This is a genomic window from Neptunomonas sp. (assembly GCF_016744175.1).
In the GTDB taxonomy this organism is placed as follows: domain Bacteria; phylum Pseudomonadota; class Gammaproteobacteria; order Pseudomonadales; family Balneatricaceae; genus Neptunomonas.
In genome coordinates, this window is record NZ_JADGEV010000015.1 from 51,436 (window position 1) to 66,435 (window position 15,000).

Sequence of the window (15,000 nt, forward strand, 5' to 3'; positions counted from 1 at the left end):
GGTGATGTTTCCTTGGACTCGTTAGAGATCCAAATCAAAAAAAGAAACGATCAAAAGCCGAAGGCCATCAGACGTTAAGAAATAGGTGTTTGGTTCGATATGTGTTTAGAAATCGTTATCAAGCACGAATCAAGTAATAGGGCTTGATATGGTTTGGCTGATAAAGTTTTGAAGAGTACTGTGCAGCAGCTAGCAGTATGGTGCGGTTTAATTGTCATTTTAATACCTCAAACAAATACTGGATCTCAGTACTGTTCCACTTTTTGTTATTTTTATCCGGCCTGTAGGCTGGTTTATATTCGCTGCTCTTATGAAGCATTGGTGCAAAGATAGGTGATCTTTTAATCAAGGTCAATAGTTAGGATTACGTTTACGTAAACTTAGTAATTAGGAAGTGTCGCGAGGTAATAGAAAGGTGGATAATATGGAAAACCCGGCATTTGCCGGGTTTTTATTCTTTCTATGTTCTATTCGTTGTGGGTTTGTGTCCTCTCGCGTTTTCTCCAGAGCGTTGTCCATCTCTGTGGCCTGGTTTAGGCTTCTTTGACCGCTTAGGGTGTGCGGGGCGTTGCAAGCGAGATTGAGGTAAATCATTGACGGGTTTGAAGCCGGGAATCTCTTTACGCTCAAGAAGTGCACCTGTGAGGCGCTCAATAGCCGCTAGTAGCTTAAATTCATCAGCGCAGACCAGCGAAATGGCTTGGCCGGTGGCGCCAGCACGGCCCGTGCGTCCGATACGGTGGACATAATCTTCGGCAACGTTGGGTAGATCGTAGTTCACTACCTGTGGTAATTGGTCAATATCTAGCCCGCGAGCTGCGATATCAGTGGCTACTAAGACTTGAATAGAATTACTTTTAAAGTCAGCTAAAGCTCGGGTGCGAGCGCCTTGGCTTTTGTTGCCATGAATGGCTGCAGATTTTATTTTTGCAGCTTCCAGTTGCTTTGTTAACTTATTGGCGCCATGTTTTGTTTTGGTGAAGACTAACACTTGACTCCATTGATGTTCTTTAATGAGCTGTGTAAGTAAAGCGGCCTTTCTGTTTTTATCAACGGGGGAAACCCATTGCTCTACAGTCGGTGCCGTCGTGTTACGTGGGCTGACTGAAATTTCAACGGGGTTGTTAACTAAGCCTTTTGCCAGACTGCGGATCTCATCGGAGAAGGTGGCTGAAAACATTAAGTTTTGGCGCTTCTTCGGTAGCAGAGCAATGATTTTGCGAATGTCATTGATGAAACCCATATCCAACATACGGTCGGCTTCATCAAGAATTAGTACTTCTAGTTGGTCAAATTTAACGGCTTTCTGGTTATACAGATCCATTAGACGGCCAGGGGTAGCAACGAGTATATCGACCCCTTTACGCAGCCTCATCATTTGCGGATTAATTTTAACACCACCAAAAACTACAGTGGAGTGTAGTGGTAAGTTTTTACCATACATTTCAACACTTTCGCTTACTTGGGCTGCAAGCTCTCTTGTAGGTGTTAGTACCAGTGCTCTTACTTGATTTGAGCGTGGGCGATTGCCTTTGGATAGTAGCTCCAGTAAAGGGAGTGTAAAGCCTGCGGTTTTACCTGTACCTGTTTGCGCGGCGGCCATGACATCTTTGCCTTCAAGTACTGCAGGTATTGCTTGGGCTTGGATGGGAGATGGGGTGGAATAGCCTTTTTCAGCAACAGCGTCGAGTAAAGGTGCGGACAGACCCAGGGAGGCAAAGCTCATAGATTATCTCTTATTGGTGTTTTACAGATTATTTTACAGGTTGCTTCCGCCTTCAAAAGCGGTGCTGAAGCTTACAGGATCTAGGGCTGGAGCGCTATTTAAATCCGAGCTAAGCCAAGCCCCGAGTAAATGTGGTTCTAGTTATTGCTAGGGCTTTAATCAGTCAAGCTCAACAATAAGGACGCCAGCCGGTCCATGCGGTAAAATCCATTACAGGAAGTGACGGTATTATGAGTGGCTAAATCAATTGAGCTATCTGCTAGTTTATCTTTAAGCTACCCGCTGCAGGTAATTGATTCGCTGTTAATCCGATATCACTCCGGCTGCGATAAAAACGATTCTGATCGGTCATGTCTGGCACACGTCTCTCCGGATCAAAACTGAACTGCCCCGTAGGTTCTATAAAAATATTCCCAAAGACCCTGACTGAATCTACAGAAGCGCGCCATGTAAATAGCTGTGTAGGTCCAGATTTTGCTGAACGCTCATCGGGGGATCGGTCACGGTCAATAACAATCAAGTTGCCAGTTAATGACACCTTAGAAGGTTGAACTGAGCCGCCACATGCCTTGATTTCTGTGCCAACACTAATAAGGTCAATATTGTCGGTATTTGCGCCATGCTGCAGCACGCTGTCTTTAATTTCTAGCTTTCCGCCACAAGGAAAGTCGATTGTACGGGAGTGATAACCATCCAAACCGGCTATAACACTTCCTTCTATCAAAGTATCTACCGCACGGCTTTTGAAGATATGCCCATCACCAAATGATCGGCGTATTATTGAATTACGAATAATGACCCGGTCAATGGAGCCCGCATAAAAACCATGGCCCAATGTCGATGATTTATCTTTCCAGCCAGTATTTTCGATGAGGCTGTCTTCTAAAGTTAGCTCGCCTCCGCGATTATCCGTAAGAATCCCAATAACAGTACGATCAATATGAGCGCGCTTGAGAACCAAGTTGAAATCCCGTCCTTCAGCTTTTACACCTGCGCAGTTACCCCGTTGGCAATTTGCTTTCTCACCTTCGCCATGAAAATCCTCAATCACCACACGGCAGTGATTGCAGGAAATGTTGATAATTGCCTTGGAATTAGCGATGCCTCTGAGAGAAACCCCTTTTAATCCTACTGTTAGTGATTTGTTGACAAATAAGCCTTGAGGATAAGTACCTGGCGGGATAGTTACTTTACTACCCAGCTTTGCATTATTGACCAATTTTTGAGCATTATGCTTTGAATACTCTATATGCTTGGGCTTATTCATATGTTTATAGGTCCAAGCTCCTGCTTCATGGGTAGGTAGGCCAATAAAAAGTTCTTCCTTCTTCAGATAGTCCCATTTGCCTAGGTTTAAATCGAATCCTAAACCCTCGTTGCTCCTATCATCAGTATGGCGCCTCCCCATAAAATAAAATTTGTACCCAGCTAAATCAAAGACAGCACTGTTCCATGATTGTAGAACCGATCGCGGTCTAATCATTATATGAGTTTTACTTTCAATTTTTTTTGCCAGAACTGCAGATATGAAAGAGTGCTGCTGGTTGGAACTAATGTTACACCAGTCGACAAAGTGAGATTCTAGCTTTTTAGAGCGCTCATTCAGATTTTCGTCCTTTACTGTAGGATAGAGCTCCGCGGAAAAACCGAGAGCCCAAGCTGTCTTTACAATCGATAATAATATAGCCACTAGAGATATAAAACGCATACCCAGCTCCTGCACGATGCAATAAAATCAACGAGTGAGGGCCCCATCGGCCGCCTGATGGGAATGCTGCAAAATTGTCTTTTCGTTTGCTACAGCGGCTTTTTCAGAGTTCAGTCTATCCATAAAACAATAAATGCGTCTGCTATGTCATTTCCTAATCATCCAACAGTACCATGTCAATTTCTAATGAAATATTAGATATCAAACTTCAAATGTTTTCTTGCCGCTTCAAGTACTGCAGGGTTTGCTGGTGGGGAAGAAAGGTCCATTCCTTTCTCTAATGCTTTTACAACGGTCTTGAGTACTTTTATACGAGCGTACCATTTATGGTTGGCTGCAATGGGGTGCCAAGGAGATGAGACGGTGGATGTTCTTTTGAACATTTGGTTGATCGCTTCATCGTAATCTGCCCAGCTTTGACGGTTTCTAATGTCTTCTTCCGTCAATTTCCAGCGTTTGATCGGGTCATTTAATCTTTCAGAAAAGCGCTGAAGTTGTTCTTTGGGGGAAATGTGCATAAAAATTTTAATGATTCGGACGCCATCGTCGCTGAGTAAGCGTTCGAATTCGTTGATTTCTTGATATGCGCGTTGCCATTCAGGTGCCTTTGCAAATTTTTCTACTCTTTCTACTAACACGCGGCCATACCACGAGCGATCGAATATAGCGATTCTGCCAGGGGCTGGTAATCGTGTTTGGAAGCGGTAAAGGTAATGTTTCCCTTGTTCGGCTTTTTCTGGAGCACCAATTGGATGTACTTGAAACCCTCGGGGGTCGAGTCGCGCGGTTAAGCGACGAATTGCTCCGCCTTTTCCGCTCGCGTCCCATCCTTCAAAAACGATGATAGCGCGTTTGTTTTTATGAAAATAAGCTTGCTGTACGTGCAGTAGTCTCTTCTGCCATTTTTTTAGGTTTTTCTCGTATTTTTTTTTGTTGGCGATGGTTGACTTGTTGAGTGCAAGTGAAGCGAGGGTAGGGGCTTTTTTTTCTAATAGGATTTCAGATGGTTGTTGCATAGCTATCTCACTCATCGAATTTAATATGAGTGTAAACAGACTTAAAGGTTATCTCAATGTTATGTGTATCGTACTGTGGTTTTGCAGGGAGGTAAGAAAGGCTTCATGAGTGGTGCCGGCACCAAGAGTCGAACTCGGGACCTACTGATTACAAGTCAGTTGCTCTACCAGCTGAGCTATACCGGCACTGCATGAAGTGGGCGTATAATAATGAGATGGGCCGTTGAGATCAACCCCTAAAAACAAAATAATTTGAAATAAAATAATAAGATAAGCGGATTGTTCAAAAAGCAAACAATCCGCTGCTTCATTAGGCAATTAATTTAGAGGGATACGTATTTTCTGTCCTGGGTATATTAGATCTGGGTCTTTAATGACTTCTTTGTTAGCTTCAAAAATTTTAGTGTAGTCGTTACCGTTACCTAGGTATTTTTGAGCAATAGCCCATAACGAGTCGCCTGATTCAATCGTGTAGTACTCGACTTTTACAGAAGCGCTGTCTAGTAGTTGAAGGGAGTCAGCTTTTACTTCTGTAATCCCCTGCACGTTACCCGCCATTAATATGGCTTTTTCATATGCAGCTTGGTTTTGTGCAGACCCTGATACCATTGCTACTCCGTTTTCTACCGAAACCGTTAGGCCATCAATACCTGGGTTATCTGATTCAATATGTTTTTGAATCTCTTCAGCTGGGTCATCATCTGAGCCAAAGAGTTTTTTTCCGAGGTTTGAGGCAAAATCAAATAAACCCATGATGAATCCTTTTAAGTGTGTGAGTAAGCGGTTGCTTAAGTTAGAAGCTTATAATTCCATATTGAATCTTAACCCAAGCTGGCTATCTGGGTTTTGCACGTGAGGGTCGTTAAAAATGCATAAAAAAAAGCCCCTGATAAGCAGGGGCAAAAAAAGACAACTCAATAGGAGAGAGTTGAAAGTAGGGATGTGATAGATACGTGGTTTCGTGAATACAATACGAATGTGTCTATCAGTTACTACTATCGATTTTTATTGTGCGCTGCACAATTATACTTTAGTAGTATATGATTAACTTGTTAATATTTATAAAGTAAATTTTAATTTTTGCATTTGTGCAGTGCATTCATCTTTGATTAATCTTGTGTTTTTTTAAACTGTTTTATGCGAAAAGGATGCGCAGGGTATGTGCCGATAATTCGGACCTCTTTAGCAAAAAAATCAAGTTCTTGAAGTGCATACTGCATCTTTTTCTGTTCTGGGTGACCCTCAACATCAAGGTGAAAGCTGGTGGCTTGCATTGTGTCTGAAGCCATATAGCTTTCTAGTTTCACAGCGTTAACTCCATTCGTGGCGAACCCTCCCAAGCCCTTGTATAGTGCCGCTGGCATGTTTCGAACAGTAAACATAATAGTAGTAATGAATGTTACGTTTGATTCTAGAATGGGCATATGGCTGTCTTTTGCCAAAATAACAAAGCGAGTGGTGTTGCCGGTTTTGTCCTGAAAGTTTTCTTTCAATATATCTAAATCATAAAGTTCAGCGGCAAGGCTTGATGCGATGGCAGCATGCCCTGGCTCTTCAATACTTAATAGCGCTTCAGCCGCTCCCGCTGTATCTAAGCTGGCTACTTGGGCTAGATTTAGGTTTTTAATGTTGCCGTCACACTGGGCCAGTGCCTGAGGGTGTGATGAAACTGTGTGAAGGTCTGATATTTTAGTGCCTTTCCTAGCTACTAAGCAGTGGTTCACCGGTTCAAAATGCTCACTAATAATGTGTAACTGTGTTTTAGGCATTAGGCGATAAATTTCTTCTACTCGACCCGCGGTAGAGTTTTCGAGTGGAATCATGGCAAGTTGAGCTTCACCACGCTCAACCATAAACATCGCATCAACAAAACTCTCACATGCAAATGCTTCCATTTCAGGGTGGACATGGTGGCATGATAGATGAGAATAGGCGCCTTTATGGCCCTGGTAAGCGATGATGTTGGTACTCATGATAGTGTTGTTTCCGTGAGTCAGTTGTCGGTAGGTTATGAGTTATTATGTCACAGGCATGTATACAGGTTGAATCTTTCTAAGCAATAATCTAATGAGTTTTCTTAGGTAATATAAACACATAAGGAGAAGGTTTGCAGATTAAGCGGTCAGTTATCATTTTTGTTGTTGCTGTCTTGTGTGGCTTGCTTGTTTCTTGGCAGTCATACATATACACACGTGGCTGGGGAAGTGTTCAAGCTCATCAGCAAGGTGCTTCTCGATTATTAGATACCATCAGTGCATTGCGTGTTGCCATTGATCAGTATCGTTATCTGCCATTTCTGCTTGCTCAAAATCATGATGTGAAAGACCTTTTGGTTCAGGCTAATCCAGATAAAGTTATTAAAGTAAGCCGCTATCTTGAGCAAACTAATTTGGTAGCCGGTTCTGCAGCATTAATTGTTTTAGACCTGACAGGTCAAATTGTTGCTTATAGTAACTGGCGGGACCAAGGCTCTTCTTCGCGAAGGTATTATGCCAATGCACCATTTTTTCTTCAGGCTTTAGCGGGAGAGCAAGGGAGATACTTTATGTTTGATAGTGATACAACTCGGCCCTCTTACTATCTTTCTGCTCCTATCTATCATCGTCAAATGTTAATCGGTGTGTCCGTAATGCGATTAGATATAGCGGCCTTAAAAGAGCAGCTTTCTCTTGAGCATTCTTATTACGTTGCAGATCAAAACGGTAAGTTGTTGTTTGCGAGTCAATCATTATTCGAGGGGGCTGATCACACTTGGCCTTTTGCTCCGATCAAACATGATCAGTTATTTGATGGTCGAGATGTTTCTATCTGGACCTCTGTCGGCAAGCGACAACTAATTGAATCGGTATTGCTTGATGATCTGAAATGGGAAGTGGGTGTTCTTAGTCCGTTGTCTGAAGCGGAGCAAAGAGCTGTTTATGTAGGCTTCACTGTTGCGGGTGGATGTGTAGCTTTTGTGTTATTGGTTTTATATTTAAGAGAGTTTCGGTTAAAACGGCGTTCGCAAGCACAAGTGATCCGAGCGCGAATCGAGAGCGAACAACAGCAACGTTATATTATCAACACCGCACAGGTCGGACTAATTACTGTGGACCGTCAGGGTGCAGTTGTTTTTATTAACTCAATGGTTATGCAGCAGTTTGGCGTGTCCTTATCGCTGATAATTGGCCAGCCGTTAACATCTATTTTTGCAGATATTGATCAATTCACACCATTGAAACGTTGGTTAAATGGTTTGTCTCAAGGAGAGTTTACACCTATTACTGGATATGAAGTGGTTGGGCGTCGCTCGGACGGTTCTGTTTTTCCCGTTCTATTTTCGATTCGAATGATGACGGCGACTCCCGAACCAAGCTATTTAGTGACAATCATAGATATTACGCGCCGCAAACGCTTGGAATATAAATTACGTGAGGCCAATGAGTCGCTTGAGTTTAAAGTGCAACAACGCACCAAGGCGTTGGAGTCTGCACAAAATGAACTCATTCAAGCGGAGAAGTTAGCTGCGCTGGGAAGGATGTCTGCGGTGATGGTCCACGAGTTGAACCAACCTTTAACCGCTATGAGAAATTACCTAGCAATAATACGTAAGCTGGCTGATCAGCCTTCAATGTTGAATGAAAATTTGAGCATAATGAATAGTTTGGTTGATAGGATGGCAACTATTACAGGACAGCTAAAAACCTTTGCATATAAAAGTGTGGATACACGCAGTGTGGTCGACTTAGTTTTCTCGATTGAACATGTATTTAAGCAGTATAAAGAAAGATTTGTTGAGCAGTCTATCGTTCATGGTTTTGAGCACGCATTGCCACATTACTGGATACAAGGTGATGCTGTTCGTATCGAACAAGTGTTAGTTAACCTGATGACGAATGCATGTGATTCTATGCTAGAGCTACATTCTGGTGAGATTTCTATTACGCTTACTCATCTTGAAAGTCGGTCACTTGATCAAGTGGGTGACTGGGTAGTTCTTAGCATTCGAGATACAGGAAAAGGAGCGAATGATGAACAGCTTGCCCATATGTTTGAGCCATTCTATACATCAAAGTTGATGGGGAATGGTTTAGGTTTAGGCTTGCCTATTGCACAGGGGATTGTTCGAGATTTGGGTGGCAAGGTGGAAGTCAGTAAAAACCAAAAGCAAGGTTTATGTTTTACCGTCTATTTACCTCTAGTAAAAAATAGCGAGGAGCTTTAATTGGACATTCGTGGGCACGTAGTTTTAGTTGATGATGAAGAGATTGTGCGTCAGTCAACAGAGCAATGGCTGAAGGTCTGTGGCTTTACTGTCGATAGCTTTAGTAGAGCAGAAAATGCTCTGCAGGTACTAAATGATTCATTTTCCGGCGTCGTTGTCACTGATGTGAAGATGCCAGGTATGGATGGCTTGGAACTTCTACAAGAAGCATTATTAAAAGTATCGGGTGTGCCGGTAATATTACTAACCGCCCATGGCGATGTTGATATGGCAATCAATGCGATGCGAAATGGAGCATATGATTTTATTGAAAAGCCTTACGTTCCTGAGCGTTTAGCAGAAACTGTACATAGAGCTTGTGAAAAACGTAGGCTCATTTTAGAAAACCAAAAACTACAGCAAAATCTTGTTTCGTTGTCTGGCGTAGATGCAAGAATTATAGGTGTCTCGCCAGCTATTCAGCGCTTGAAGCGGGAGTTAGTAAAACTGGCAGAGCAAGGTACGCATGTAATCGTTTACGGCGAAACAGGGACGGGTAAGGAGTTAGTGGCACAATGTTTACATGAGTATAGCCATCGGACAAAGTATAATTTTGTTCCAATAAATTGCGGAGCAATACCTGAGTCTTTAATAGAAAGTGAACTATTTGGACATGAAGCTGGGGCGTTCACTAGCGCTGCAAAAAAACGAATAGGCAAGTTTGAATACTCAGATAAAGGAACACTGTTTCTTGATGAGATTGAGAGTATGCCTCTAAATCTGCAGGTTAAGTTGCTTCGCGCTTTTCAGGAAGGGGTGATAGAGCGTTTAGGTTCAAATACACCTATTCATGTTGATTTACGCGTTATTGCTGCAGCAAAAGTAGATTTAAGAGATGAAGAAAATTTTAGGGAAGATTTGTTTTATCGATTGAGTATTGCTCAATTGCATATTCCTCCATTGCGAGAGCGCCTCGAAGATGTGCCTCTATTATTCAATCATTATTTAAAAATTGTTGCATCTGACCATGACAGAAACCCTCGAGTATTGTCTGTTCAAGATCAATCGACTCTCATCGGCTACCAGTGGCCGGGTAATGTTAGAGAATTAAAGAATATAGCCATCCGTTATTCGTTGGATCCTGACTTATCGGTTGCTGATATTCTCATGGCGTCTGAAGGGATGCCAAATATGAGTAAGGTCCACTCTAGGGAACTCTCGTTAGCAATACAGGTAGCAAACTTTGAAGCGGATGCTATTCGTGATGCTTTACGGTTTCATAAAGGTAATATCAAACTAACAATGGAGCAGCTAGACCTGCCACGCCGCACCCTTAACCAGAAGATGATTCGTTACGGTATCAACCGGAATGATTTTAAAAGCTAGCTCGTCTTCATTCTTACTTGCTGTGCAGGTGAGTCATTTTTTTATGAATAGGCAGAAAATAGCGCACTTTGGTGCGAATACTTCTTTAAACAAGCCGTTACTCTCCTGAAACCCCGTAGTCACGGGGGAATAACTGATAAGCTATTTGTTGCCTATTGCTGCTGGCATATAAGCAATAAAATGCTCATTTTTAGTTAGAAATAGTTAAATAATATACAAAGCACTTATAAAACAATTGGTTGTGTTTGTTGGCTTGCTTTCTGCTCTAGTTATTCTGTATCTACGTTGCAGTTATAACAATCATAAAAGGTGACAGAATGAAAATTAGTAAACGCACATTGGTTAAAACATTGTCTATGGCTATTGCTCTGAGCACGGTTGCAGGTGCAAGTGGTTTAGCTCAGGCGGCTGAAAAGCGCTCTTATATCTTGGCGACGGCCTCAACCGGTGGTACCTATTACCCCGTTGGTGTTGCATTAGCAACCTTGGCAAAGGTGAAGCTTGAACCAAAACATAAAATTTCAATGTCGGCTATCAACTCTGCTGGATCTGGAGAGAATATTAAGCTGTTGAGTGAAAATGAAGCACAGTTTGCGATTCTTCAAGGCTTGTATGGTGCTTGGGCTTGGGGAGGTGACGGAAAACTTAAAGCCAATGGACCACAAAAAAATCTTCGTTCGGTTTCTATGTTGTGGCAAAACGTTGAGCAGTTTGTAGTCAAGAGTAAGTATGCAAATTCGGGCACTATTGATGATATTAATGCATTAAATGGTAAGAAATTCTCGATAGGTAAAAAGAATTCAGGAACAGAAGGTTCCGGGCGCGAAATTCTGAAAAATTTAGGATCTGATGCCGAAAAATTTAATTTTGCATATATGGGATATGGATCTTCAGCTGATGCCCTGCAAAATGGAACAATCGAAGGTATGAATATTCCTTCAGGCGTGCCAACGTCAGCGATTACTCGTGCATATGCAGCGATGGGTAGCGACATCACGGTGCTGGATTTTACCGATGAGCAAATTAGGAAAGCAAACGGAGAATACAAACTTTGGACAAGGTTTAATATCCCAGCAAATACTTATCCTGGACAAACAAAAGAAATTAACACAATGGCACAGCCAAACTTTCTGGCAGTACGTGATGATGTTTCAGAAAATGATGTATATATGTTAACTAAAACGTTTTATGAAAACCTTCCGTTCCTAAATGGTATTCATAAAGCAACGAAAGCGATGGCGCTTGATAAAGCTATTGCTGGATTACCGTTACCTCTGCACCCGGGTGCTGCGCGCTATTATAAAGAGATGGGATTAACTATTCCGGCTCACCTGATCGCTAACTGATCATCTCAAGAGATGCGGCTATCAACCAGCCGCATCGGTTTTTCTTTTGTCTTTTAAAACCAAGGTGAGTGATTATGACTCAGGCATCATCTGTTTCTGTGCAGGACACTGCGGAAAAATTAAAAAAATTGGAGTTAGCGCAGCGTGATGATGCCAGCCCCATAGGCCGTTTTATCTATTGGGCAGGCGTGTGTTTTGCTATTGCTCATATCTACTTTAATACACTAGGAACTTTGTCAGAGTTATGGGTCTCGGCCCTGCATTTTGGTGGCTTTGCTTTGCTTTGCTCATTAATGTTTCCCATGATGAAGGGGCCTAGTGGTGCTAGAAAATCAGTTCTTTTATTAGATATTTTGCTCGGTGTAGCCGCCGTAATATGCGCGTTGTATTTGATTGGCTTTGAAGATGCTTTGTATGAGCGCGGCGTGAAGTTTTCAAACTGGGATTGGGTGTTTTCGACTCTGGCTATTGGTATCGCGCTAGAGCTGACAAGAAGAACCACGGGTTGGTTTATTCCGACGATGATCTTATTTGCACTCACTTATGTGTTTTGGTGGGGGCCGTACATAGATGGTATGTTTGGCTTTGCGGGACTTAGTCTTGAAACCGTGATGTATCGTAGTTATTTTTCATCAGAAGGGATGTTCGGGCAAATAGCCCGTATTTCATGGACCTATGTTTTCATGTTTATCCTCTTTGGTGCTTTCTTGGTGAAGTCCGGCGCAGGGGAATTTATTATTGAATTATCCCGCTGTGCAGCGGGGCGCTTTGTTGGAGGTCCAGGTTTTGTTGCTGTGTTAGGTTCGGGCTTGATGGGGTCTGTTTCGGGTTCTTCTGTTGCGAATACAGTATCAACGGGTGTTATTACTATTCCACTGATGCAAAAAGCAGGTTTTCCTGCACGCTTTGCCGCGGGTGTTGAAGCGGCAGCCTCTACTGGTGGGCAGCTTATGCCTCCAGTAATGGGCGCGGGTGCTTTTATAATGGCCTCGTACACTCAGATTCCTTATGTAGACATCATTGCGATAGCGGCTCTGCCTGCTCTATTGTATTTCATGTCAGTTGGTTTTTATGTGCGCGTTGAAGCGCAGCGCAGTCATGCTCAAGCAGTGGAACTCGATACTCGGCCGGTCAAGGAAGTATTAAAAGAAGGCTGGCATTTCTTATTACCACTGGGTGTTTTAGTGAGTTTGCTTATTTATGGTTTTACGCCGACTTATGCTGCGGGTATTTCAATTTTGTCTGTTGTTGCTTCTTCATGGTTATCTAAAAGCCCTATGGGTATAAAAGATATTCTTGATGCGCTAGCGCAAGGCTCAAAAAATATGGCCACAACCGCTATTTTATTGATCGCGGTAGGTTTAGTCGTGAACGTTGTTGCAATGACAGGGATTGGTAATACGTTCTCGCTAATGGTGACTGAGTGGGCTGGAGGGAGCTTGCTGATTACTTTGGTATTGGTAGCATTAGCCTCCTTGGTGTTAGGGATGGGGTTGCCAGTAACGGCTGCTTATATTGTGTTAGCAACGCTATCAGCACCTGCTCTTTATAGCTTGATGGCAGAGATGCAGTTGGTTCAATTAATTGTTGAAGGTGCTTTGCCTGAGGTAGCAAAAACAATTTTTATGTTAGTTGATATGGATAAAGCGGCTCTGTTAGCTGCCCCTATGTCTGAAGTGGATGCATTAGCATTGGTCGATCTGATCCCTAGTGATTTAAAGGGACAGCTGTTGCAGCAAGCTATTGACCCTACGTCTTTGGCCATGCTACTTCTTTCAGCACATATGATCATTTTTTGGCTCTCACAAGATTCAAATGTTACCCCTCCGGTGTGTTTGACTGCTTTTGCGGCTGCGGCTATTGCTGGAACTCCGCCGATGGCTACAGGAATGACTGCATGGAAAATAGCGAAGGGTATGTATGTTGTACCTGTGTTGTTTGCATATACTAATTTTATTGGTGGATCAGCCACAGAGGTTTTGACTATCTTTGCATTCTCTCTTTTTGGAATGTATGCCTTGGTAGGTTTTATGGAAGGCTATCTGGAAGGGCCATTACCACTGGTACTACGACTCATGTCGGGAGTGGCTGGGTTGGGTTTACTGTGGCCGCACCATCAAATCTTAATTAGCTTGATATCATTGGCTGTTTTTGTGGCCATATTTATGTACAGCCGCCGTACTAATAGTCATGAAGAGATGTCTGTGTAAAGAGGGGGTTTAAGAGCAAGGGATGTGCTCTTAAACTGCTTTATTTGATCAATATCCTTCTATAGTAAGTTGAGAATACAGGACGAGAGGTAAGATTTAGGCCGATTGCATTAATAGCTTGTAGTCATATGCAATCAGTTTCCAGCGGTGTAAATCTGTGAGGTGGCCTATTCTTTCTAGATACGCTTTAGATAACTGGCTGTTCATTTTTGTTTCGTTATGTTGCCATACGGGGGGTATTAAGGCGTCTGCAACGTGTACGGCGGTGAGCGGTTGAAAACCTTCGTCTTTTGACAAGGCAGGGATTGGATGAAAAAGAATCGCCTCAACAGTTAATGCCGGAATATTCCAAAGAGCCATGAGGGCAGCACCTACTTCTCCGTGATATACACCTGTGATTTTTCTCTCTGCTGCATGTAAGGATTTTTCTTCTTTTACTGCGTATTGAAGCACTTTAAGGTAAGAGGTTGGGTCTTGAGATGCCATAACAAGAATACCGACATTGTGAAGAAGGCCACCTAAAAATGCTTGCTCCATTATCCCTTTATCAACACCGACATCTTGACAAATATCACGTGCAAGACGTGCAACTAATAAAGATCGTTGGTTGACTTTTTCGAATGAAAAATACGTCCAGTTTTTATGAGGCGGATAAATGCCCGATGTTTGGCTGGATAATGCTAATCCACGTAGCATCCGTATTCCGATAATTGAAACCGCTTCAGGGATATGACTAATCTGCCTAGGCAAGCCAAAATAAGAAGAGTTAACGAGTTGAATAATCTTCGCACTAAGCGCGGGGTCGCGTTCAACAACTGCCCCAATTTGTTTTGCGTCAGTAGTGTCGGAGCTGAGTGCTTGGCTGAGCTCTTTATAGGTTGTAGGTGCCGCAGGGAGGCGCTTATTTTGGCTGATAAACTGCTTTAACGTTGGGCGGTTAATCAAGCGCGTAATTTTAAATAAGTACTCAATAGTCTCTGCTATTTTCTCGACATCAGAGGGTATGGGGAAGATTCGGTGCGTTAGTTCTAATTTTTGCGCCATTTCTTTAGGCGTTTCAAGCTTACTACCAAGCTGAAAGCGTAATATAGCAGGTTGTATTTCCTGAGCTCGGCGTAAAACGCTCAACTCAGTATAGTCTTTAACTGTGCTGCTAATGATGACAGCATCGTAACTATTCGCTTCAAGATGGAAGATTAATAACTCAGGGTCATCTACGCGAGTGATATCCCAGTTTCTGTTTGTACTATTGAGTAACTTTGGCCAGTTAAGGTATTCACCATGCGGGTCAAGTAACACCATTTTGATGTTGACTTGGGCAGGAATTTTTTTCTCTGACATTGCTGTAGTTACTCAAAGTTACAATATATTACAATTATTGGTATTCAAATCGATACTGATAATACCGTTATTAAGTCTTAATAC

The 15,000-nt window shown here is 42.6% G+C and carries 10 protein-coding genes and 1 tRNA gene; 4 read left to right on the top strand and 7 right to left on the bottom strand.

The window, feature by feature from the left end:
- Window positions 1–460 precede the first annotated feature (460 nt).
- From QZZ55_RS09040 to QZZ55_RS09065, 6 genes are all read right to left on the bottom strand, one after another.
- On the bottom strand, window positions 461–1,726 hold the full coding sequence (locus QZZ55_RS09040) for a DEAD/DEAH box helicase (protein ID WP_293266999.1): 1,266 nt from the start codon (window positions 1,724–1,726) through the stop codon (window positions 461–463).
- Window positions 1,727–1,985: 259 nt separating this feature from the next.
- Window positions 1,986–3,434, bottom strand: coding sequence for a hypothetical protein (locus QZZ55_RS09045; protein ID WP_293267000.1), 1,449 nt, complete (start codon window positions 3,432–3,434; stop codon window positions 1,986–1,988).
- Between the two features lie 194 nt (window positions 3,435–3,628).
- Window positions 3,629–4,450: a PPK2 family polyphosphate kinase gene (locus tag QZZ55_RS09050; RefSeq protein WP_293267001.1), complete on the bottom strand. Its 822-nt coding sequence runs from the start codon at window positions 4,448–4,450 to the stop codon at window positions 3,629–3,631.
- A gap of 110 nt (window positions 4,451–4,560) precedes the next feature.
- Window positions 4,561–4,636, bottom strand: a tRNA-Thr gene (locus QZZ55_RS09055).
- Between the two features lie 132 nt (window positions 4,637–4,768).
- Window positions 4,769–5,203 (bottom strand): peptidoglycan-binding protein LysM, encoded by a 435-nt coding sequence (gene lysM, locus QZZ55_RS09060; protein ID WP_293267002.1) that lies wholly within the window; start codon window positions 5,201–5,203, stop codon window positions 4,769–4,771.
- Window positions 5,204–5,559: 356 nt separating this feature from the next.
- On the bottom strand, window positions 5,560–6,423 hold the full coding sequence (locus QZZ55_RS09065; RefSeq protein ID WP_293267003.1) for a prephenate dehydratase: 864 nt from the start codon (window positions 6,421–6,423) through the stop codon (window positions 5,560–5,562).
- 134 nt (window positions 6,424–6,557) lie between these two features.
- Here QZZ55_RS09065 and QZZ55_RS09070 point away from each other — a divergent pair, with 134 nt between their 5' ends.
- The 4 genes from QZZ55_RS09070 to QZZ55_RS09085 all read left to right on the top strand — a co-directional run bounded on the left by QZZ55_RS09070 (window position 6,558) and on the right by QZZ55_RS09085 (window position 13,575).
- The gene (locus QZZ55_RS09070) at window positions 6,558–8,654 is read left to right on the top strand and encodes an ATP-binding protein (protein ID WP_293267004.1); all 2,097 of its coding nucleotides are present in this window, start codon (window positions 6,558–6,560) and stop codon (window positions 8,652–8,654) included.
- On the top strand, window positions 8,655–10,019 hold the full coding sequence (locus QZZ55_RS09075; protein ID WP_293267005.1) for a sigma-54 dependent transcriptional regulator: 1,365 nt from the start codon (window positions 8,655–8,657) through the stop codon (window positions 10,017–10,019).
- Between the two features lie 317 nt (window positions 10,020–10,336).
- On the top strand, window positions 10,337–11,365 hold the full coding sequence (locus QZZ55_RS09080) for a TAXI family TRAP transporter solute-binding subunit (protein ID WP_293267006.1): 1,029 nt from the start codon (window positions 10,337–10,339) through the stop codon (window positions 11,363–11,365).
- A 74-nt stretch (window positions 11,366–11,439) separates the two neighbouring features.
- Entirely contained in the window at window positions 11,440–13,575 is a 2,136-nt protein-coding gene (locus QZZ55_RS09085; RefSeq protein WP_293267007.1) for a TRAP transporter permease, read from the top strand.
- 96 nt (window positions 13,576–13,671) lie between these two features.
- Here QZZ55_RS09085 and QZZ55_RS09090 read toward each other — a convergent pair whose 3' ends face one another.
- On the bottom strand, window positions 13,672–14,916 hold the full coding sequence (locus tag QZZ55_RS09090) for an HDOD domain-containing protein (RefSeq protein WP_293267008.1): 1,245 nt from the start codon (window positions 14,914–14,916) through the stop codon (window positions 13,672–13,674).
- Between the last annotated feature and the right edge of the window lie 84 nt (window positions 14,917–15,000).